This window comes from Halovivax cerinus (genome assembly GCF_024498195.1).
In the GTDB taxonomy this organism is placed as follows: Archaea; Halobacteriota; Halobacteria; order Halobacteriales; family Natrialbaceae; genus Halovivax; species Halovivax cerinus.
In genome coordinates this window covers 1,379,572-1,401,163 of the sequence record NZ_CP101824.1, presented here as the reverse complement: position 1 = coordinate 1,401,163, position 21,592 = coordinate 1,379,572, and the positions used below count along the sequence as shown (strand labels likewise).

The window sequence follows — 21,592 nt, the reverse complement described above, 5'->3', positions numbered from 1 at the left end:
GTCGGGCCCACAAACGGCAGTCACCGTCGGCCCACAAACGGCGATCACTGTCGGGCCCACAAACGGCAATCACTGTCGGGCCCACAAACGGCAATCACTGTCGGGCCCACAAACGGCAGTCACCGTCGGCCCACAAACGGCAGTCACCGTCGGCCCACAAACGGCAATCACTGTCGGGCCCACAAACGGCAGTCACCGTCGGGCCCACAAACGGCGATCACCGTCGGTCCACAAACGGCGATCACTGTCGGGCCCACAAACGGCAGTCACCGTCGGCCCGCAGACGGCGGTCGTGATCGGGGTCCTACGGACGAGACGGTCGATAGGGGCTCGTACGAACGGAGCGGTCGCTATCGAACCCTCCCTGTGGGCGAGCCGATCGACGCCGATACCCTACGGCCCGTCCTCCGCTTCGCGAACGTCGACCCAGAGGTGATTCGAGTACTCGGTGTCGGCCATCGAGGGGTCCGACGGGACCTCACCGCCGGGGAACAGCAGCCACACCAGACGGACGTTCTCGCCCGTGTACGTGGGCGTCACCTGGTGGGGATGGAGCCAGCTCTCGTTGTGCGAGAGGGTCGTCTCGAAGCGGTCGAGTTCGTTCTGGGCCGTCACGACGGCGGTCACGTTCGTCTCGTTCGGGCTCGCGGTGACGTTCACCGGGTTGCCGGTCGTCGCGTTCTCGAAGCGTACCTGCTGTTCTAACAGGACGATCGCGTAGTCGGTGCGTTCGTGTTCGTGGTTGTCCACGCCGACGACGAGTTCCGCCGACTCGCCGGCGACCAGCTCTTCCGGGTAGCCGTCGGCCACCAGCTCGCCGTCGTCCTCCTCGGTGAGAACGTAGATCGCCGAGAACTGCTCGCCCGGGGGCGGGACGAGGACGGCGAAGCCGACCGCGCCGACCGCGAGGACGACCGACAGGGCGAGCGCGACGTTCAGCGCCGCGTCGGTGCGCGTCTCGGGTTCGAACAGTTCGCCGTGCGCGGCCGTGTACCACTCCCGGTAGGGCACGTAGAATCGCTCCTCGGGCGGGAGGTCCCAGCGCCTGACGGCGCCGACCACGACCGCGATCAGCGTGAAACCGCTCAGCGTCACGACGATGGGCACGAGGCGGATCCCCCACGGCGTGAAGTTGAGCACCAGGCCGAGCAGCGGGCTGATCGCGATGCTCAACCCGAACGAGAGGGCGACGCGCTCGATGCCGTCGATGCCGGCGCGATCGACGCCGGGGACGAACGTGGCGTCTTCGTCGTCCGGTTCTCCGGGCGTCGATTCGCCGGCGCTACGATCGTCGGCGTCGTCGGAGACACTTGTGTCCTCCGTCGCTCCTTTCGCTCCGTCGACCCCGGCGGTCGGCGACTCCCCAGCCTCGGGGAACAGAGCCGCGACGAACGCGTACCCGGGGAGAAAGAGCACGAGGACGAGCCCGAGGGGGATCCGCAGCGGCGTCTGGTCGACGAGCGGCGCGAGCGCGGCCACGTTCGCGGCCGCCACGAGGACCACGACCGCGGCCAGGTCGGCCGGTAGCTCCCGGACCGGTCGCGGAAGGACCAGCCAGAGCGTTCGGGCGTCCACCATCTGTCCCTGGCTATCCCCGACGGCGATAAAAGTGAGTCGGTCCGGCGACGGGAACGCCGGCCGCCTGCCGGCGGGATCGGCCAATTCGATTTCCGCGTAGCGACACGATCACCGGCCTGCCGACCCAATCAGTCGTCGCCGGACGCGACCGAACCCGCGTCGAGATGGCGATCGGCCGATCCGCCCGACCCCGGTTCCGTATCGCCAGCCACGTCACAGGCCGCCCGCGCCCGGGAGAGGATCCGTTCAGCCGTCTGCCGATCCGTCGACTCCGGGCCGAACGCGGCGCGTTCGTACGCGGCCGTGAGCGTCCGGAGTTCGTCGGCGCCGATCGGTTCGCCGCTGGTCCCACCGTCGTCCGCCCCGGATCCGTCGCCGGCCCTCCCGTCCGCGTCGTGCGAACGGTCGTCAGCGTCGTCAGGCTGCCCGACCGCGTCGCCGGAACCGTCGGCCGCCGCGTACGCCCGGTAGAACTCCCAGTGTGTGCGGTCGTCGACGTCGTCCAGCCGGCGACGAACGGCCACGTAGGCCGCCCGGACCGCGTCGTCGGGCCGGCCGTCGCCGAGCGCGTCCGCCGCGCGCGAGAGCAGCGTCTCCGGTGCCGAACGGGTCGAGACCGTGGCTCGGGTCGCAACGTCGGGATCGGCCACGCCGATCGAGCCAGCGGCCCCGTCGCCCGCGGTATCGTGCCGGCGCAGCCACCACCGGCCGCCGAGAGCCGTGGCGATCCCGACGACTCCGACGGCGACAATAGGTAGCAGCCACTCCGAAATGATCCCACCGTCCGCCCCACTACCCGACGCGGCGACGACGGTACTCGCCCGGGCGGGTTCGAGATTCGTTCCGGAACCGTCGAACGTTGCCGTCACCGAGCGTTCGCTCGCGGCGTCGAGCGGTAGACGCGTCTCGAAATCCCCGTTCGAACCCGTCGTCGCAGTCGTGACCGTCTCCTCGCCGACGCTGATCGAAATCGACCGTCCGGCGACGCCCGTCCCGGCCGCGGTGAGCGAGCCGTTCAAAGCGATGTCGCCGGACCCGGTCCGGCGCGCCGAGACCGACAGCGAGGACGACGTTTCAACGACGGAGAGAGGCGTCGACGCCGACGCGGCACGAATGGCGCGACCGTCCGCCGGAAACGCCACCGTCAGTTCGCGCTCGCCGTCGGGAATGGTCGCCGGAATCGAAACGGCTCCGGACAGGCTTCCGTTCGGCGCGGTTTCGCCGGTCGCAAGCGTTCGATCGCCGATTCGAACCGCGACCGGGAGGCTGCCGACAGGCTCGCCGTCGACCGTCACCGCGCTTCCCACCCCTACTTCGTCGCCGAAGGCGACCGACGAAGCGTCGACGGTCGGCGGATCGACCGTCGCCTCGACCGGTTCGACGGACACCGGAATCGATGTCGACGAGCCCAGGTAGGTGGACGCAGTCGGCGGCGCGTACGCGAACCGGATCGCCTCCGTCGACGCGGGGATCGTGAGCGGACGATAGGTGATCGAGAACGATCCGTCAGCGTTCGACGTTTGCCGAAGAACCCGGTTACCGACGGCGAGTCGGATCCGCTCGTCGCCGATCGGTTCGCCGGCAGCAGTGGAAAGCGTCCCGGTCACACGCATCGGATCGACGAACGATATCGGTCCGCCGCCGTCGGTCCGGCGGACCGACAGTCGCGTTTCCTCGAACTCGGCGTCGCGGATGGACGCTTGCGTCGACTGAACCTCCCGGTTGACGGCCTCTATCACTGCTAGCGGTTCCTGAAGGTCCGTTCCCGTTTCGTTCTGTACCCACCGGTAGTTGTCCACCACCGTCGCGCTCGATTCGTTTATGTTTCGCGAGAGAGTCTCGAGTTCCCGGGCGAGTTCCCTGGCCCGCTCCTCCTCGCCCGCATCCCGGGCCCGTTCGTAGCGCTGTCGCGTCTCCTCGTACTCTCGACGGGCCTCGGTCAGGTTCTGTTGTGCGTCGCGTGTAGATTCGATCCGCTCGGCCCGTTCTTCGCGGCCGGTCTCGCCGGCCACATCGACGTACTCACCGAACTGGTCCTGGAACGACTCACCGATGGCGTCGCTCGCGAGATCGTACTGGCCCTCGCTCAGTTCGACCGCGCTGTCGCCGAGACGATCGGCGAATCGCCGTTCGAACCAGCTCGCCAGCGCCTCCTGGTCGCCGCCTTCGTCGTACCTCGACGGGTCCTGGTGACGGGACGTCGACTCGTTGTCGACCTGGGCCGCGACGGCGGCCGTCGGATCCGTCGAACGGAGTTCGCCTGGCGAGTCGCGTTCGTACCAGGCATCCGCCTCGACAGCCGACGCGGGGGTGGCCGCAACGCTGGCGGAACCGGCGGCATCGCCTGGCACCGTCGCGGCCGCTCCGGAACCGGCGAGCAGCGCGCACACCAAGACGAGACCCATCACCGGATGGAGCACCCGGGTCGAAGCGGCGGTACCGTACACACCGACACCTATGCCACAACTCGCATAAATCTGTCCGCTCAGGCCACCAATATGTTTCTATTAGAAAGATAGTGAAAATAGGTGACGGTGGCGCCGTGGGAACCAGTAGTTTCAACACCGTGCCACCGGTTTCACCGGGTATGCACTTCGTCCGGCAATCGCGCGCGGTCGGCGCCCTCGCGGCGTTCGCCGTCGCCTTCGGGGTCGCCCTCGGCCGGCCGGTGGGGCTCGCTGGCGCGGCCCTGATCGGCGCGTGGCTCGTCGGACGGCAGTTCGCGTTCGTCGCGACGCTCTCGCGGACGACCGAGCGCCTCACCGTCGGGCAGGTCCCAGAACGCACGGGCGTCAGAACGAACGAGACCGAGTACGTTCACCTGGAAGCGGTCGCCGACGACGCGGGTGTTCCCGACGGCAGTGACCTGTCGATCGGCGCTGGGCTCCCGACGGCCACGCGTGCGGCGGAGCCCCTCGCGATCGACCTCGACGCGGAAACGGACCGCGCCTCGGCGTCGACCGCCGTGACGTGGCCCGTCGCGGGCCGCCACCGCTTCGACCCGGTGACGATCGACGTGTCCGACGGCTGGTTCCGCGAGACACTCTCGGCCGACGATCGTCCGACCGTCACCGTCGAACCCGACGGACCGCGCGCCGTCCACGTCGGCGAGGGTGGCGAGCGGTTTGCGCTCGGCGCCGGCGAGCACGGCACCGGCGCCGCCGGGTCCGGCCTCGAACCCGCCGAGGTCCGCGAGTACACCGCCGGTGACGACGTCCGCCGGATCGACTGGAAGGCCACGGCCAGGCTCGACGCCCCGCACGTCAGAGAGTTCGAGTCCGAGACGGACCGCCGAACCGCGATCGTCGTCGACGCGCGCCGCTCGCTCGCCGTCGGACCGCGAGGCGAGACACCGCTCGCACACATAGCGGACGTGGGCCTCGCGATCGCCGCGAGCGCGCGTCGACTCGGCGATCCGGTCGGTCTCGTCACGGTCGGTGACGGAGGCGTCCGGACGCGGATCCCGGTGAGCGCCGCGACGGAGGCCGGCGTGCAGGTGCGACGCGCCCTCCTGGAGGTAGAGACGATCGAAGCACGGGCGCCGTCCGCCGATCCCACCCGGACCGAGGAGGCGACGGAGCCACCCGCGGCGGGCGAGGGTGCCTCGACCATCCGTGGCGGCCGAGGGGCCACCGAACCCGACGGCGGAACGGGCGGCGTATCGCCCACCGCTGCGGCGGCTGCGGGTTCGACGCCGCACGCACGAGGGGCGACCGGCACCGCGGGCGAGCCGTCGCCGGACGCGCCCGAACGTCGCTCGACCACCGCGGCGGACGCCCGGGCGGCGGGCGCGTCCCTCGGCGGAGACGACGCGTTCTCGCGGACGCTCGCGCCGTTCTACGCGGACCGCGGCGCGTACGTCGAGCGCGTCGCGTCGGAGCCGCTGTTCGCAGCCGTCGACGAGCTGCTCGCCCGCGAGTCCGGGACGCCGTGGACGGTCGTCCTGACCGACGACGCCGCCCGGGCCGAGTTGCGCGAGACCGTCGCCGCCGCCCGGTCCCGCGGCAGCGAGGTGCTCGTCGCCATCGCGCCGCGAGTCCTCTACGAGCCCGGCGGGCTCGCGGACGCGGACCGGGCGTACGAGCGCTACGCCGACTTCGACGCGTTCCGACGACGACTCGCCCGACAGCCGGGCGTCAGGGCGCTCGAGGTCGGACCGGCCGACCGGCTCGCGACGGTCCTCGAGGCTGGGCGGACGCGGGAGCGGGGCGGAACGCGGGACCGGGGCGGAACGCGGGAGGACACCGGGCGCACGACGGATCGAGGCGAATCGCGTGACCGAACCGGGCGCACGACGAACCAGGACGAACCGCGAGCGCGTGGCGGCGACACTCCCGAGGATGGTGATCGGCGGTGACGGGGACCCTGTCGGCCCTCGTCTCCGGATCCCGCGATCGGACGGGACCGGGTCTGCCCGGAATCGTCGCGACGGTCGCCCTCGGGGTCGCCCTCGTCGCTGCGAGCGGCCCCGTCGTCGGGCTCGCCGTCGCGGCGGCGGCCGCCGGCACCTGGCTCCTCGCCCCGGCGCCGTACGCCATCGCGGTGGGCCACGTGGGCCTGCTCGCGCTCGGTCCCGCCGACCTCGCTCCCCGCACGGTGCTCGTCGCGGAGGGTGGCTTCCTGGCCGTCCTCCTGGCCGATCTGGCCGCGCGGCCGAACACCCGGGCCGCCGTCGGCGCCGCGGCGGTGACGGTGGCGGTTACCGGCCTCGTCGCCGCTGGCGCGCTCGCGGTCCTGCCCCTCTGGGGTGCCGGCGTGGCGGTCCTGCTGACCCTGGCTGCGATCGGATACGCCGTCCACCGCTACCAGCTCGTCCGGTTCGGACTGGTCGGTGACGGCGGAGTGGACCACGGCGGGGCGCCCACAGGAGCCGTCGGGCGACGCGACGAACCGGACGGCGGCGACTCGGACGGAGGGACGAGATCATGAGCGACCGACGAACGAGCGGACACGACGAATCGACGGGTGCGCACACGAGACCGGACGAGACGGACACCCAACAGGCGCCGGCAGACGACGCGCCGGGTGGACCCAGGGAGGACGGTGAACGGACAGACCCGGGCGACACCACCGATACTGGCGGTGCCCGACGCACCGACGGCGATGGCGCGACGGCAGGCGGTGACCCCACCGAGCTGGCCGACGCGCCCGCCGAGACGCTGGCCGCCCAGGTCGAGCTGCTGACCGAGGAGAACCGCCGCCTGCGCCGCGAGTACGCCCGCGCCCGACGATCACGGTACCGGCGGACGGCGGCCGGTCTCGGGCTCCTCGGGGCGGCCGCGGCCCTCGCGGGTCTCGTCGTCCCCGCCGGCCGGGAGGTCCTGGTGGTGATCGGGGCGATCGGCCTCTTCGGCGGCCTCCTCACGTACTACGTGACGCCGGAGCGGTTCGTCGCCGCCTCGACCGGCGAGCGCGTCTACGCCGCCCTCGCGTCGAATCACGCGGCCCTCGTCGACGAACTCGGGCTCCGGGAGGAACGATACTACCTGCCCGACCGGTCGGGACGCGGCCCGCGACTGTACGTCCCGCAACTCGCCGCCCACGAGCTCCCCGAGGGCCAGTCGGGACCGATCGTCACCGACGCGGACGCCCGCGGGCTCCTCGTAGAGCCGACGGGAGCCGACCTCTACGCCGCGTTCGCCGACGCCGCCGTCGACGACCCCGGTTCGGACGCGGGGGTGGCGACGCACCTCGCCGACGCTGTCGTCACCCAGTTCGAACTCGCCCGCCACGCCGACGCGTCGATCGACGCGTCCGCCAATGGGACGGGCGGGCGCGTCACCGTCGCCGTCTCCGACGCGGCCTTCGGCCCCCTCGACCGGTTCGACCACCCGATCCCCTCGGTTCTCGCCGTCGGCCTGGCGACGGCACTGACCCGACCGGTCGAGTGCTCGGTCAGCCCCGGCGACGACCGGGCCGACTGGCTCGTCACGGTACACTGGGACGGAACGGACTACTGATCCCTGAGAACGGCCGAACAAGACGAATACGTGGCAGGAACGGGCGAGATTGACGGACCGAGTGTCGAGAACCGTCTACGCGTCCGCGGCGAACGCCTCGCGGTCTAAGTCCGGTGGCGTGACGTCGTCGACGATCTCGGCGACGATCGCGTCGGCACCCACGCCGGAGAGTTCCGCGTCGGTCGCGAGGACGAGCCGGTGGACGAGGATGGGCTGGGCGAGAGCCTTCACGTCGTCCGGGATGACGTACTCGCGCCCCTTGAGGGCAGCGCGCGCCTTCGCCCCGTCGACGAACGCGAGCGTCGCCCGGGGCGAGCCACCGTGGGCGACGTCTGGGTGGTCGCGACTCGCTGCGACCAGGTCGAGGAGGTAGGACTTGACCGGATCGGAGAGGTGCGTCTCGGCGGCGACCGACCGTGCGGCTTCGATCGCCCCTGGGTCGACGACCTGCTCGGTCGCTCCGGGACCGAGGTCGGGATCGGCGTCGAACCGGTCGACGATCGCGCGTTCGTCCGCGCGCTCGGGGACGTCGACGGTGAGTTTGAAGGTAAAGCGGTCGCGCTGCGCTTCGGGAAGTGCGAAGACGCCCTCCATCTCGATCGGGTTCTGCGTCGCGACGACCATGAACGGTGACGGCAGCGAGAGCGTCTCGCCCTCGATCGTCACGCGGCGCTCCTGCATCGCCTCCAGCAGTGCCGACTGCGTCTTCGGCGTCGCGCGGTTGATCTCGTCGGCGACGACCAGGTTGGAGAAGACGGGACCACGCTGGAGTTCGAACTCGCCCGTCGGTTCGCGGTAGACGTTGGTGCCCGTGACGTCCGCCGGGAGGATGTCCGGCGTCATCTGGATGCGCGTGTACTCGAGGCCGGACGCGCGGGCGAAGACGTTCGCCATCGTGGTCTTGGCCACGCCGGGGACGCCCTCGATCAGGACGTGTCCGCGCGTCAGGAGCGCGATCGTCAGCAACTCGAGGGGGTCGTCCGCGCCGATCAACACGCGATCGGCCTCCTCGCGGATCGCCCTCTGTACGGCCCGGGGGTCGGCGTCGGCGGCCGCCGTCGCGGGTTCACTCATCGTCTCTCTCATTCCGCCGGGTCCGGTTAAGCGCTGTTATGACGCGCTGGACGCGCTCGGCGTCCCAGTCGGGGTGGCGCTCGCGGAGGGCCTCGGCGCGGGCGGCCGCGATCGCCTCCTCGTCGCCGACCGCAGAGAGCGCACGGTCTGCGGCGTCTGCGGACGGACGCCGGCGGGACGGGAGACGCGAGCGAAGCCACAGCCAGGGGCGGCGGGTGGCCGCGCCGGCGATCGCCGCGATACCGACGAGGCCGAGGCCGAGACCGAGGGCAGGCGACGCCCGGATCGTCAGGACGGCCGCCCGAAGCGGCGGCAGGCGTTCGGCGTGCGAGACGTCGACGACCACGGTGTCGGCATCGTCGGAGAGTCCCGTGAGGAACGCCCGGTTGTCGGGTTCGTCGATCATGGCGTTGATCGCGATGCTGGGGTCGCCGACGGTCACCACCGATCCCTCGCCGACCGACTCGACGGCCGCGACGGGGTAGGAGTCCAGTTCGACGGCCGAGAGGTTCGCGTCCGCGTCGCCCAGGTACGCGTACGGACTCGTTCGCGCGAGGACGGTCGCGTTCGAGCCCGGGTCGACGGCCGTCGCGTAGTTGAGCGAGAGCTGCGAGGCCCCGCCGGTCGCCGCCGAATCGGTCACGTTCGTGGCGATCGGCATCGCCGGGCCGTTCGCGTACGCACGCTCGTCGCGGAGGAGCCGGCCGTCGACGCGGCTCTCCGCTCCGACGGCAGAGAGCAGGTCGTTCCCGGGCGACGCGAAGTTCTCGGAGACGACCAGCGTGCCGCCGGTCTCGACGAACTCGCGGACGCGCGCCGCGTCGTCGCCTGTATAGGATTCGTCGGGCGCCGACACGAACGCCACCGTCTCGTCGGGGTCGAGCGAGTCGTACGCCGCTGCGTCCCGGACGACCGTGAGGTCCGTCCCCTCCTCGGCCGCGACCGACTGGCGGAACTCCGACGTACCGTCCCAGGCGGGATTGTAGATGCCGAACGCAGACGTCGACGTCGCCCCGAGGGCGAGCAGGGCGACGACCAGGGCGACGAGTACCGCCCCGAGTAGCACGCGGGGCCAGGCCACGTCGCCGCGGACGAGGCGACCGACGACGCCCGTCGCGACCGGGTCGTCCGACGGGTCCCGATCCCGGGAACTCACCAGGGAAGCACCTCCGGCGGCAGGATTTCGACGATCCGTTTGGCCACCACGGCGGCGAACCCGAGCAGGCCGGCCGCGATGAGCCAGCGCAGGCGGCGGCGCCAGGCCGGCGAGACCGACACCGGCGCCGTCAGTTCCGTGACGACGAGCAGGCCGATGAGCGCACAGACGAAGAAGAGTTCGTACGAGAGGGCGTCGAGGAGGGCGAGCGCGAGCGCGGTCGCGAGCAACCAGGCCAGGTTGCCGTGGACGAACCGCATCCGGCGCTGCGTTGCCATTGGCGGTGGTCGGTCGAGAACGACCGTAAACCTGTCGCCCGGCGCTGGCGGGTCCGGTCCGAATCGCCCGACTGCGCCCCGTCGGTTCGGTGACGGCGTCCAGTTCGAACCCGGGGAGGAGGCCGACAGAGTGAACGATCACCTGGGAGTGCGAGACTGCCAGGGTGGACGAAACTGCCGGAGGGCGCGAGCGCACCGAGGAGGGCACATCTGCGGCGTCGGACGAATCGATCCGACCGGCGCCTCGGTCGCGACCCACCCATAGGAATCCCAACTGTTTTGCGCGATGAGTCGGAAGGGCTCCGCATGGTCTCCGACTCGCACGCGCCGGCGGGCGCTCCCGCCCACGAGTACGACTTCGGTACCGGCGTAAACGCGCTGTTCGGCGGCGTCGTCGGTATCTTCCTCTCGTTCGTCCCCGGGTCGCCGCTGCTGGGTGGTGCGGTCGCCGGCTACCTGGAACTCGGTGAGAGCAGCGACGCACTGACGGTCGGTGCCATCGCCGGGCTCGTCATGCTCGTGCCGATAGCCCTCTTCGGACTGTTCGTCACGGTGATTCTGCTAGGCTTCGCGCCGGGGGAGTCGGTGCTGGTCTTCGGCGGCTTCCTCTTGGTCGCGCTGACGATCACCGCCGTCTACACCGTCGGGTTGAGCATCGTCGGCGCCCTCCTCGGCCAATACGTCGCGCAGGAGATGTGACCGGAGCGGGCTGAGGAGACACGGTGACAGACGCAGGGCGGTGACGTGGGACACGCACTCGGCGGCAGACGCCCATTCCGGCGAGGGACCCACACTCGGCAGTGGACGCCAGATACGGCGAGGGGCACCGATCGTTACGCAACGCGCGGGAGTCGCCACGCGGCGACGGTCGCGGCGAGCGTCCCGATACCGATCGCGACGACCGCGGCGACGGCGACCGCGAGCGGCGTCGCGACCACCAGACCGTCGTACCCGACGACCCACGACACGACCGCGTTCAACCCGCGGATCGCCGGCACCGACAGTGCAGCCCCGACGAGCCACCCGAGTACGCCCAGCAGCAGCCCTCGGATGGCGACGACGCCGACGATCGTCCGGCGGGAGACGCCGATCGCCGCGAGGGTTCGGTAGGCCCGGCGGTGCTGATACACCGAGAGCGCGAACAGGGTGATCGAGAGCGCCGCGCCCGTCACCACCGCGAGGACGACGAGGACGCCGGCGCCGACGAGGACGGCCGCCTGGTCGCCCACGATGGCACGGAGCTGTTCGTCGTTCGTTCGAACCTCGTACTCGGGGTACTCGGACTCGATCGCCCGTTCGACCGCCTCCGGGTCCGCGCCGTCGGCGACGGTCACCGTGAGTAGCGTCGCGTCGTCCGTGCCCGCGCCGCCGGTGAGCGACTGCAGTTCGCTCAGGCGGATGGTCACCGTGGACGTTCCGAGGAACGACGCGAAGGTATCGGAGACCCCCACTACCTCGTACGTCGTCTCGCGCGCGGAGGCGATCGAGCCGCCGACGTAGATCGTGTCGCCGACGGAGAGGTTCAATCGCTCCGCCATCCGGCCGTCGACGATCGCCTGGCCGGTTCGTGGACCCTCGTAAGTCCCGTTCGCGTAGTGCGTGTCGGACCCGGTGAATCCCGATCCCGCCTCGATCGAGACGGACGAGCCGCCGCCGGGCACGCCGGAGGCGACGACGGTGTCCAGTTCGTCGGGCTCCGTCCCCACGTAGAGGGTCTGAAAGCCCATCGGGACCGCGTTCCGGACGTCGTCTCGCCCCTCGAGGGCGGCGGAGAGGGTGTGTGCGTCCTGGATCGTCGGCTCCAGCCCGCCGCCCCCGGCCGTCGTCAGGCCGACCGACTCGCCGGTGATCCAGAGGTCGCGATCCGCCGCGTCGAACTGCGACTGGCCCGTCTCGAGGACGCCCGCCCCCGCACCGCCCAGCAGGACGATCGACACGACGGCGAGCGCCACGCCGACGATCGCCGCAGTGCTCCGCAGTCGCTCGTACCGGAGGGCATCGACGGCGAGTCCGACGACCGCGACGGATCGAGCCCCCAGTCTCGCGTTCGCGGGTACGTCCCCGCCGGGGCCGCCACGGTTGGCGGGTTCGCGCCCGGAACGGTCGCCGTTCCCGACCGTATCACGCTCGTCGCTACGGTCGCGCCCGGAACGGTCGCCGCCCGCGCCGTCGTCCGACCCCGGCCTCCCGCCGTCGGCCGGGTTCGATCCGTCAGCCACTGGGACGCACCTCCGCTTCGACGCGGTGGACGGTCACCCAGACGACCGGGATCGAGACGACGCCGACGACGAACGACGCACCGAGTCCGTACGGGACGAGTAGCGGGTGGGCGACGATGGGGCCGGTCACCTCGACGAGTGCGGACGACGCCCGATTCGCCAGTGCGATTCCGCCGAGACCGAGAGCGGCACCGACGACACCCCCGGAGAGCGACACGAGCATCGACTGGCCGGCGTAGAGGCCGATTCGGCGCCGCCGAGGGATGCCGATCGCCGACAGCGTCGCGAGCACCTCGCGGTCGGCGGCCACCTCCATCGCAGTCACGACGGCCACGAAGAGCGTTCCGACAAGGACGCTGACCAGGAGCGCGGCGAGCGACAACGCGAGCGGGAGGTCGGCGGCGAACAGGCGATCGGCGGCCAGCCCGGAGCCGGTGGAGACGGTCGAGCGGTCGTAGACCGTCGCCAGGTCGGACTCGATGCCGCTCGACCCCTCGACGACGAACCGATCGGCGGCGTCGTGTTCGTCGGCGCCGGTGAGCGACTGGAGCGTCGCGAGGTCGACGAGCAGTGTCGGCGCGGCGACGGCCGGGCCGGATCCTTCGTCGACGCCGGCGACGGTGACGGTCCGGTCGTAATCGGCGAGCGCGAGCGAGTCGTCGGGCTCGACGTCGAGCGTGGACGCGGTGCCCGCCGAGACGACGACGTCGGACGGCGAGTCGATCGCGGACGGGGAGAGGCCGTAGACGTCGATGTCGGCCTCCGGATCGACGCCGACGACGATGACACGGGTGCGCTCGCCCCTGACCGTCTCGACCACGAGGTGGTCGATCAGGACCGGGGAGACTGACTCGACACCGTCCATCCCCCGGATGCGCTCTGTGGCCTCGGTGGCGCTGCCGAACTGCGGGTCGCCCGCGCTCACGAGCGGCGAGTCGGCGTCGGTCTCGGGGGTGATCCAGTACTCGTCACCGCCGAATCCGGACGCCGGGGCGACCATGCCCAGCGCGAGCCCGGTGACGACGAGCAACAGGCCCACTGCGACGGCCACTCCCGCGACGCTGGCGCCGATGCGTCCCGGGGCGGTCGCGGTCGCCCGCGTCCTGAATCGCGTGCCGACGAGTCCGAGCCAGCCGACGGTTCGTCGGAGGCGACCACGTCGGTCCGGCCGATCCATCAGGCGCCCCCCGAATCACCGGTCTCCGCGGACGTGCGGGCCGGCGCCGGCTCTCCCTCCGGACCGGCCGGCGGCTGCTCCGCGTCGTCGACGCGGCGGCCATCGCGCAATCGGACGACGCGATCGCAGTCGGCCAGCGTCTCGCGGTCGTGCGAGGCGATTACGACGGCGCGATCCGCGGCGACCTCGCGCAGGATCGCGCGGACGCGTCGACCCGATTCCACGTCGAGTTCGCCGGTCGGTTCGTCGGCGACGACGATCGCGGGTTCGGTGACGAGCGCGCGGGCGATCGCGACCCGCTGGCGTTCGCCCCCGGAGAGCGCGCCGGGTCGGTGGTCGGTCCGATCCCCGAGTCCGACGTCGGAGAGGAGCGACCGCGCCCGTTCGCGTCGGTCGCGTCGCGCCACGCCGAGTTCGACGAGCGGTATCGCCACGTTCGTCTGTGCCGAGTACGACTCGAGCAGTCGAAAGTCCTGAAAGACGAAGCCGACCCGTCGCAACCGGTGACGGGCGCGCTCACGGGGGGACAGGTCCGCCAGGGAGATCCCGTCGACGACGACCGAACCCGCGTCGGGGAGCCGGAGGCCGGCGACGATCTCGAGCAGCGTCGACTTGCCGCTGCCGCTCGGGCCGGCGACACCGACCACCTCCCCTCGAGAGATCGACAGGGAGACGGACTGTAGCGCGCGAACCGTCGGCCGTGGCGGCGCCTCGCGCCACGGGAGGATCGACGCGAGCGAGCGCCGGTCGCGCGTGTAGGTCCGGCTGACGGCCGTGGCGTCGACGAGCGGGTCGCCCGACGACGCGCTCGCTTCACCGTGCATGCGTCGAAACGGGTGCGGCGAGGATATAATGGTGTTGACGGCGACCCGTCGACGGGTCGCAGTCGGTGGCTCGTCGGTCGGGGTCGAACGAGACGTCTGGCGCGATAGCGTGGTTCGTCGGGCCGATAGAACGGGACGCTACGTCTGTCGGAAGAATAGTCCGTCAGGCTCGTTCGAAGGGAGACCGGCGTATCGGCAACCGGTCGGTTAGTTCGCCCGGCGGCGTGCGACCGCGAGCGTCGCCGCCATCGCGACGAGCGCGGCGAGCGGTCCGAAGCCGGGGATGCCGTCGCCGCCGGCCTCGCTGACCTCGACGGTGCCGGCCGACGCGTCGCCGACGGACACGTCGTAGGTGCCCGTGTCGGCGAAGGCGTACTCGAAGGTGACCGTGCCGGACTCGCCGGCGCCGAGCGTGATCTCGGTGGTGTCCTCCACCGAGCCGTCGACGCGCAGTTCCGCGGTGTAGGTGCCGTCGGTCGCGCCGGTGTTCTCGACGGTCGCCGTCACGGTGACGGTGTCGCCGACGTCCACGTCGGTGTCGCTGACGGCTGCATCACTGACCGCGAACGAGGCCTCGCCGCCGACGACGACGGACCCGGCGCTCGTCCCGTCGACGGCGTAGTCGTACGTCCCCGCACTATCTCGCGAGTCACTGAACGTCACGGTCGTCGTCTCGCCGGCGTCGAGGGAGACGACTTTCGTCTCGACGGTGGACCCGTCGCGCGTGAGTTCGGCGACGTGCGACCCGGAGGCGTCGCCGGTGTTCTCGTACGTCGCGGTGATCTCGTAGGACTCGCCGAGATCGGCGGACGTCGTCGACACGCCAGTGTCGGTGAGCGAGATGTCCGCGTCACCGCCGCCACCCGGCGGCGCCGGCGGGATGCCACCGCCGCCACCCGACTCCTCGATGGTGACCGTTCCCGTGTCGGTGGCGAGTTCGCCACCGTCGGTCCCGGCGACGTGGATCCAGCGGTAGTCACCCTCGGTCCAGTTACCGCGGGTCTCGACCGTGAGCTCCTCCGAGACGTTACCCGCGACTTTCGTTACGGCGGCGCCGTCGAGGAGGGTCCCCTCCTCGGTCGCGGCGGCGTCGGATTGCGCGCCGAGGTAACTGACCACGTCGGTGCTCGACCCGGTCGTGGACGCCGACGCGCCCTCGAGCCAGTCGACGTTCTGGAGCGTAACGTTCCCGTTCACACCGGAGAGTTCCGGTTCGACGGAGACGTCGTCCGTGGAGAAGTCGGCGTCGAGCGGCGCGGTGAGGTTGATCAACGTTCCGGACTGGGCGAACGTCTCCTCGTGATAGAGGGCGATCGTGTGGTGGACGCTGCCGTCCGCGCCGACCATCGCATCGGCGTCGAAGGTGACGTCGTCGCCAGGTTCGCTCCCGTCGACGTGCGTGGTCTCCGAGTTCGTATCCTGGACGGTGAGCGCCTCGGCGCCGACGATGACGGTATCGCCGCTCGGCGTGAGGTTCTCGTCGGTCACCATTTCCGGCGCCGTGTCACTGGTCTCGTTGACGGCCGCGAAGACGACGTACTGACCGACGCCGTCACCGAACGGACCGTCTTCTGCGGGCGTGAACTCGCCGGAGAAGCCGGTGTCAGTAATCGTGGGTGATCCCCCTTCGGCGAACGTGACGTTACCGTTCAGTTCGTCGATACCGTTCGAACTGAGGAACGTCTCGAACGCTGACATCGTCGACGGCAGGGCAGACGTGTTCGTGTCCGAATCGCCGGTGAACTTGCCGAAGACGACGGTCGCGTTTTTATTCTCGAACTGTGAGATGTCGTGAGTCGACGATCCGTTGAACGCAATCGGGATCGCCGATTCGTTGTCGTAGACGGCGAGTTTCGGGTAGTCGAGCTGGGTCCCTTGTTCGCTGCCGTGGGGTTGGACCCGTAATTGTTGGTTATCCACCGTCGTCGCGCCGGCCTCCGCGTCGGCGCGCAGCGTGAATGGCGTATGTTCCCACACGCTGATGTTCTCGGTCGGTGTGTCGATGATATCTGAAGATTGTGCCCCCTGGGGACCCACGTCGCCCGCCGCCGCGGGGGCCGTGACAGCACCCGCCACGCCGGCGATGGGGGCCATGACAAGAAGTGCCGCAATCGCGAGTACGATCCGTACCATAGAGAGGATATTTCACCAACTCAACTTATAGGTTTCCCCCGAAAGTCGCGACGAGACGTTCGTCTGTGGCGACGTTCGTCGTCATGTACGATAGCACCAACCAGACATAATAGTGATATGACTGCACCATGAATGCTTTTGCTCGGAGTGTTCAGCGAGCTCACGGCGGTGTGCGGAGACCAGGCCGACCACCGTCCGCGTGATTCTCACGAGACCGTCAGGTCGGTCTTTCGCGTCGGTTCGACCCTAACCGAAAGAATTACTGCGTAGACGACGTGACGGACGACCAGTAGCGAATCCCCGCCCTCCCATGATCGAACGCCCACGCACCCTCCGCCCAATCGTCGGCTGCTTACTCGTCGTCACCGTCCTCGCCACCGTGGCTCTCTCTGGCGTCGCCGCGAGTGAGTACGCCGTCTCGACCGACTCCGAGACCGACACCCCGTCGCGAACCGTCACTATCGAAGGCTCCACGTTCACGATCGACTCGATCGCGACGGCGCCGGTCGGCGACACGGTGGCGGCGTCGATTCAGGTCCCCGACGACTCGTCGTACGTCCTCGACGTGTACAGAAACGAAAACGAGGTCGTCCGCACGGAGTACGGCTCCGGTCCCCAGACCGAGAGCCTCGACATGTCGGGATTCGACGCCGGCACGTACGCCCTCGTCCTCCACGCCGACGGCGACGTCGTCGACGTGAAACCGCTCGTGATGGAGGGCGTCTCCGTGACGCTGCAGGCACCCGGATCTGTCGAGATGAACGAGACGGCCACGGCCACCGTCGAGACGAGTTCGATCGATGGTACGACCCCCCAGGCGGTCGAAGTGGCCATCTGGAACGGCGACAGCACCGAGCGCGTCACCGCGACGGAGACCGGCGACGGGACGTACGAGGCGACGATCGACGGTCTGGATCCCGGCGACTACCAGCTCTACGCCGCCGCACAGGGATCCGGCACCGTCATGGGCGAACCGAACGTCGTCGGCGTGAGCGACGGAACGACACTGTCGGTCTCCGACGGTGGCTCGAATCCGGGCGGCGGTGATCCGGGTGGCGAGGATCCGGGCGACGAGAACGAATCAGGAACCGAAACCGACGGCTCGGGCGGCGACGGGACCGACGGAAACGAGAGCGAGACCGGACGCGACACGGGCGACGGGGACGGGTCCGATGACGGAACGGACGCCGACGGGACGCCCCAGCAGCCATCCGACCCGGATGGCACCGGAGACGACGGCGGAAGCGACTCGATCCCCGTCGTCGGACCCGCTGCCGTCGTCGTCCCGCTCTCGATCCTCACCTGGGCCGTTCTGCGACGGGAGTAGCCGCTCCGGCCGGCTCACTCCGTCGCAAGTCCGAGTTCACTCCGTCGCGGGTCTCACCTTGAACCCGTACCGGGTGACGCCTTCCTGCGTGTAGATACGGCGGATCGTCGTCTCGACGCGGTCGCCGACGGTGAACGCGCCCGGCTCCGCCTCGGTACCCATCGCCGGCACGCTGACCGTTTCGAACCCATCGGTCGCGGACGCCGGCGTTCCGTTCGCGTCGCCTCCGTCGCCCGGGTCGACCCCGTCACCCACGTCCAGCGCGACGATGGCGGCGGCGTAGTCGCCCGAGCGCGCCTGTTCCTCGGCGAATTCGGGCGGGGCGCCGCCCTGTGATATCGTCGTCACGGCCTCGACGGTGCCCGTTCCAGGGAGTTCGAACCGATCGTACCCGGCGCGGGCACCGCAGTCACGGCAGGCGCCCGACGGCGGGAACGACACCGCCCCGCACTCGCGGCAGCGGCCGGCTTCGAGGCGGTACCGCTGGGGGATCGATCGTCGCCAGGTGGGCACGCTGACGTACGCGCCGCCGCCCGACGGCGGGCCCGAGGTAACGACCCCGCGCTGGCGGAGGTACTCGGCGTACGAGAGTGGGTCGTCGCCGGCGAGCGCGAGTTCGGTCGGAACGTCCCCGTCGGCGTCGATCGCGAGGGCGTCCGCGCCGGCGCCGCTCCCGTGCGAGACCGCGAGGATCGACTCGTGGCCGTCGGCGAGCGCGCTCGCCAGTGAGACCGGGACGCTCGCGGCCCCGAGGTCGCCGAGGTCGTGGACCGTCGCGGCCGTCTGGATCGTGTCCGTACTCACGCCCGCCGCGTCGGCCACGCGGTAGGGGAGTTTGCCGTCGGGTGCCTGGATCGCGGCGGCGGCGTACGTCGTGGCCGTCTCGGCGCCCGACGCGGCGTCGCCATCCGCGTCCGCCGCGGCGTCGTCACCGCCCGAGGCTATCTCGAGCCCGTCCACCGCCCCGCCGACCGTCTCACGAAACGCCTGCCGGTCGTACGTCGTGACGCCGAGGCCGTCGGTCGTCTCCGCGCCGCGTTCGCGGAATCGCGTCCCCGGATAGGGGGCGGCGTACTCGGCGCGGTCGACGATCGCGGCGGGCCCGTCGGCGGCGACGACGAACGCCGCGGCGCCCGCGCCGGCGGCGTGGTCGATCGCGTCGTCCGGCTCGCCCTGCGGCGCGTCGGCCGCGACGACCAGTGCACGCCCGCCGCCCGCCGCGACGGCATCCATCGCGGCCCAGAGGGCGCGAGTGCCGGCCCGGGTGCTCCCGCCGAAGAACTGCCGAGTCGCGTCGTCCGGGAGGCCGACCATCGTACCCAGTCGGGCCGTCAGGTCGCCCTCCTCGATCGGCGGGGTCGTCGTCGCGAAGCCGAGCCAGGAGACGTCGGTTCCGTCGAGGTCCCCGGCGCCGAGCGCGCGGGTAGCGGCCTCGTACCCCATCGTCAGGGCGTCCTCGTCGGCCGCGGGGACCGCCGTCTCGGAGACGCCGGCGGCCTGGAACTGGCCCCAGGCCTCGCGAAACGCGTCGGCCGTGATCCGGAATCGGGGCGCGTAGGCGCCGGCGGCTTCGATGGCGATCGACGTATCGGCCGTTCCGGGTGCCGCCATCAGGCCCTCACCTCCGCTTCCGATTCTCGCGGACTGCGTCCGTTCGACCGCTCCGAGGAGCTGCGCTCCTCGCGCTCGAATACGTGGACGACGGCCGCCCCGCCGCTCCCGCCGACGTTGTGGGTGAGCCCGCGAACGGGATCGTCGAGTTGGCGATCGCCCGCGTTTCCGGTGAGCTGCTTGAAGACCTCGACGACCTGGCCCGCGCCCGTCGCGCCGATCGGGTGGCCCTTCGACTTCAGGCCGCCGGAAGTGTTGACCGGGAGATCGCCGTCGATCTCGGTCCGTCCGGACTCGATCAGCTCGCCGGCCTCGCCAGGGTCGCAGAAGCCGAGGTCCTCGTAGGCCAGCAGTTCGGCGATAGCGAAACAGTCGTGAACCTCCGCGAAGTCGAGGTCGTCGGGGCCGACGCCGGCCATCTCGTAGGCCGTCTCGGCCGCCCGCCGGCTCGCGGGGATCCCCGTGTAGGTGTCGCGCTGGAAGAGCCCGACGCTGTCGCTGCCGGCACCGACGCCGGCGACCCGGATCGGGTCGTCCGTGAACTCGCTCACCGCGTCCTCGCTGGCGATCAGGGCGCAGGCCGCCCCGTCGGTGGTCGGACAGCAGTGATAGAGGGTCAGCGGGTCGGCGACGACCGGCGCGTCCTGGGCATCTTCCAGCGAGCACTCGAAGCCGAGCTGGGCGTGCGGGTTCTTCGCCCCGTTCGCGTGATTCTTCACGGCGACCCGCGAGAGCTGTTCGCGAGTCGTGCCGTGAGCGTCCATGTGGGCCGACGCCATCTGGGCGTAGACGCCGGAGAACGTGGTCCCCGACAGGCGCTCCCACTCCGTCTCGCCTGAGACGCCGAGCCAGTACTTCGTGGCGTCCGAGCTCGTGTCGGTCATGATCTCGAATCCGCCCGCGAGGACGACGTCGGCCATCCCCGATTTGACCGCCTGGACGGCCTGCCTGACCGCGTAGCCGCTCGCGGCACAGGCGTTCTCCACCCGCGTGGTCGGGACGCCGTCGAGTCCGACGTGTTCGGTCACCGCCGGCCCGGAGAGGCCGAGCTGGCGACCGCCGACGCTGAGCGTGCCGACGACCGCCTCGTCGACGTCGCCCGGTTCGATTCCCTCGGGGACGCTGTCCACCGCGGCCTCGAAGGCCGTCTCGAACAGCGACCGGTAGCTCTCTCCGGGGAACGACCCGTACGCGGACTGGCCCGCGCCGATGAGATACGCGTCTCGCACACCCGTTGCTGGTCGCCAAATCGAGATAAGTACACCGCTCGGGGGACGGGCGATCAGACGGCGTTTCGGATCGGTCACGGCGACGGTCGGTATCGCACTGCGATCGATATCACACAGACATCCTACCCACACCGACGCGCGAGGCGTTGTCCTCGAAATTCCGCGACGACGCCTCGACGATTCTCCCGATGGAGGGTTCTGTCTGTGAGTGCGTGTCGGTTGACGCGAATCGTCACGACGTGGGCGCCTGGAGGCGCCGGCGGTCCGATACGATAGCTCAGCTGCCGACAATCCTGACCAGCCGTGGAGCGTACGAGCGCGCCGCTCATTCCCGATACAGACGGTTCCGCCCCGAAAAGGTTGTCACGTCTTCCGTATCGTTATCTCTACGGCGTCGATCGTTCTGTCGTCCGCTGTCGCACGCAACAGATACCGTTCCTCGTCGCTGTCGGACGGAGCGTCGAAATTGCCGTTCCAGCCAGGAGCGTCAGGAGTAATTTCGTAACTGAACAGGATTTCCGGTGTTTCACTGGTAGTCCGAACTTCTTCTACCTTGATAACTGTCGCATTCCCGTCCGGAACTGACCAGTTCCCACTCGAGTCGACCAGCGACTCGTCGACACCGTTCGCCACCTCGACGTGTGCATAGGTATGCCCCCGAAGATTGATGGATCGTTGCTTTCGTTACGTCGCCGAAGATAGCCCCAGTGTGGGGATCACTCGTCGAGACCGAGTACTCGTAGTCTTCAAACCCGTTCGTTTCTACGCAGCCAGCCATAGGTAGAAGGGCCACAGAAACGATGACCAATACTAATATTCTAGTGCGGCCCACATATTATGAGTAATGGTTTAATAGTATAAAGATTTCGTACAGGGTATTCACGCAGCAGTTGCGCTCAGCTTGGTAGCCCTCGCCCTGGTCGCTTGCCCCAGCCATCTACCTACTCTGCACAGTGACCGAAAGCTCTCCCCGGGGAACGACCCGTACGCGGAGTGGCCCGCGCCGATGAGGTACGCGTTTCGCAC

At 70.1% G+C, this 21,592-nt stretch carries 17 protein-coding genes; 5 read left to right on the top strand and 12 right to left on the bottom strand.

Features of this window, described 5'->3' with window-relative positions:
* Positions 1-393: 393 nt before the first annotated feature.
* Both NO366_RS06400 and NO366_RS06395 read right to left on the bottom strand, forming a co-directional pair.
* Complete coding sequence (locus tag NO366_RS06400; RefSeq protein ID WP_256533492.1) at positions 394-1,578, bottom strand: DUF1616 domain-containing protein; 1,185 nt, start codon at positions 1,576-1,578, stop codon at positions 394-396.
* A 128-nt stretch (positions 1,579-1,706) separates the two neighbouring features.
* Entirely contained in the window at positions 1,707-4,025 is a 2,319-nt protein-coding gene (locus NO366_RS06395; RefSeq protein ID WP_256533491.1) for a hypothetical protein, read from the bottom strand.
* Between the two features lie 140 nt (positions 4,026-4,165).
* On the opposite strand from NO366_RS06395, the gene NO366_RS06390 reads away from it, so the two are divergent.
* Genes NO366_RS06390 through NO366_RS06380 form a run of 3 tightly spaced genes read left to right on the top strand, consistent with a single transcriptional unit; the run spans position 4,166 to position 7,538 of the window.
* Positions 4,166-5,935 (top strand): DUF58 domain-containing protein, encoded by a 1,770-nt coding sequence (locus NO366_RS06390; RefSeq protein ID WP_256533490.1) that lies wholly within the window; start codon positions 4,166-4,168, stop codon positions 5,933-5,935.
* Positions 5,932-6,507, top strand: coding sequence for a DUF8163 family membrane protein (locus tag NO366_RS06385; RefSeq protein ID WP_256533489.1), 576 nt, complete (start codon positions 5,932-5,934; stop codon positions 6,505-6,507). Before NO366_RS06390 ends, NO366_RS06385 begins: the two co-directional genes overlap by 4 nt.
* Positions 6,504-7,538 carry a DUF7982 domain-containing protein gene (locus NO366_RS06380; RefSeq protein ID WP_256533488.1) on the top strand — a complete coding sequence of 345 codons (1,035 nt, stop codon included), beginning with the start codon at positions 6,504-6,506 and terminating at the stop codon, positions 7,536-7,538. Before NO366_RS06385 ends, NO366_RS06380 begins: the two co-directional genes overlap by 4 nt.
* A 75-nt stretch (positions 7,539-7,613) precedes the next feature.
* On the opposite strand, the gene NO366_RS06375 is transcribed toward NO366_RS06380, so the two are convergent.
* From NO366_RS06375 to NO366_RS06365, 3 genes are read right to left on the bottom strand one after another with little or no spacing between them, the layout of a single operon-like run.
* Positions 7,614-8,612, bottom strand: a complete 999-nt coding sequence (locus NO366_RS06375) for an AAA family ATPase (protein ID WP_256533487.1) — start codon at positions 8,610-8,612, stop codon at positions 7,614-7,616.
* A complete protein-coding gene (locus tag NO366_RS06370; protein WP_256533486.1) occupies positions 8,605-9,768 on the bottom strand; it encodes a DUF4350 domain-containing protein in 1,164 nt (387 codons plus the stop codon). Before NO366_RS06370 ends, NO366_RS06375 begins: the two co-directional genes overlap by 8 nt.
* Positions 9,765-10,046: a DUF8044 family membrane protein gene (locus NO366_RS06365; RefSeq protein WP_256533485.1), complete on the bottom strand. Its 282-nt coding sequence runs from the start codon at positions 10,044-10,046 to the stop codon at positions 9,765-9,767. The genes NO366_RS06370 and NO366_RS06365 overlap by 4 nt, the downstream gene beginning before the upstream one ends.
* Positions 10,047-10,352: 306 nt before the next feature.
* Here NO366_RS06365 and NO366_RS06360 point away from each other — a divergent pair, with 306 nt between their 5' ends.
* Complete coding sequence (locus tag NO366_RS06360; protein WP_256533484.1) at positions 10,353-10,745, top strand: DUF5518 domain-containing protein; 393 nt, start codon at positions 10,353-10,355, stop codon at positions 10,743-10,745.
* 134 nt (positions 10,746-10,879) lie between these two features.
* Here the strand turns inward: NO366_RS06360 and NO366_RS06355 are convergent, their stop codons facing one another.
* From NO366_RS06355 to NO366_RS06340, 4 genes are all read right to left on the bottom strand, one after another.
* A complete protein-coding gene (locus tag NO366_RS06355; RefSeq protein WP_256533483.1) occupies positions 10,880-12,265 on the bottom strand; it encodes an ABC transporter permease in 1,386 nt (461 codons plus the stop codon).
* Positions 12,258-13,442, bottom strand: a complete 1,185-nt coding sequence (locus tag NO366_RS06350; protein ID WP_256533482.1) for an FtsX-like permease family protein — start codon at positions 13,440-13,442, stop codon at positions 12,258-12,260. The genes NO366_RS06355 and NO366_RS06350 overlap by 8 nt, the downstream gene beginning before the upstream one ends.
* Positions 13,442-14,266, bottom strand: coding sequence for an ABC transporter ATP-binding protein (locus NO366_RS06345; protein WP_256533481.1), 825 nt, complete (start codon positions 14,264-14,266; stop codon positions 13,442-13,444). Before NO366_RS06345 ends, NO366_RS06350 begins: the two co-directional genes overlap by 1 nt.
* Before the next feature lie 207 nt (positions 14,267-14,473).
* On the bottom strand, positions 14,474-16,399 hold the full coding sequence (locus NO366_RS06340) for a CARDB domain-containing protein (RefSeq protein ID WP_256533480.1): 1,926 nt from the start codon (positions 16,397-16,399) through the stop codon (positions 14,474-14,476).
* Positions 16,400-16,709: 310 nt separating this feature from the next.
* On the opposite strand from NO366_RS06340, the gene NO366_RS06335 reads away from it, so the two are divergent.
* Complete coding sequence (locus NO366_RS06335) at positions 16,710-17,726, top strand: hypothetical protein (RefSeq protein WP_256533479.1); 1,017 nt, start codon at positions 16,710-16,712, stop codon at positions 17,724-17,726.
* A 36-nt stretch (positions 17,727-17,762) separates the two neighbouring features.
* Here the strand turns inward: NO366_RS06335 and NO366_RS06330 are convergent, their stop codons facing one another.
* The 3 genes from NO366_RS06330 to NO366_RS06320 all read right to left on the bottom strand — a co-directional run bounded on the left by NO366_RS06330 (position 17,763) and on the right by NO366_RS06320 (position 21,199).
* A complete protein-coding gene (locus NO366_RS06330; protein WP_256533478.1) occupies positions 17,763-19,337 on the bottom strand; it encodes a zinc ribbon domain-containing protein in 1,575 nt (524 codons plus the stop codon).
* On the bottom strand, positions 19,337-20,566 hold the full coding sequence (locus NO366_RS06325) for a thiolase domain-containing protein (protein WP_256533477.1): 1,230 nt from the start codon (positions 20,564-20,566) through the stop codon (positions 19,337-19,339). Before NO366_RS06325 ends, NO366_RS06330 begins: the two co-directional genes overlap by 1 nt.
* Before the next feature lie 363 nt (positions 20,567-20,929).
* On the bottom strand, positions 20,930-21,199 hold the full coding sequence (locus NO366_RS06320; protein WP_256533476.1) for a hypothetical protein: 270 nt from the start codon (positions 21,197-21,199) through the stop codon (positions 20,930-20,932).
* Positions 21,200-21,592: the final 393 nt, after the last annotated feature.